Raw genomic sequence first — 269 nt, 5'->3', positions numbered from 1 at the left:
ACGCCGGCAACAAAGTGACCAACGTAGCCGCCGGTACCGACGATACCGACGCCGTTAACTACGGTCAGCTGAAAGAAACCAACGCCAACGTGGCCAAAGGTCTGAACATTGCCGCCGACAACGGTAACGACGACAACGTCCAACTGGGCGAAACCGTTGCTTACCGCAGCAGCGACAAAAACATCGTGACCACCGTGTCTGACAACCAGATTGACTTCAAACTGGCCAAAGACATTACCGTTGACAGCGTCACCGCAGGCGACAGCAAA

General features: G+C 55.0%; 1 protein-coding gene. It reads left to right on the top strand.

Annotated elements, in window-relative coordinates:
• Positions 1-14: 14 nt before the first annotated feature.
• Positions 15-269 (top strand): hypothetical protein (locus tag HMPREF2696_RS06725; protein WP_249967838.1); only part of this gene is annotated, 255 nt, incomplete at its 3' end.

It is taken from the genome of Neisseria sp. HMSC058F07, from assembly GCF_001810035.1.
In the GTDB taxonomy this organism is placed as follows: Bacteria; Pseudomonadota; Gammaproteobacteria; order Burkholderiales; family Neisseriaceae; genus Neisseria; species Neisseria perflava.
The sequence above is the reverse complement of the archived record's forward strand: the minus strand, read 5'-3'. Positions and strand labels throughout refer to the sequence as shown.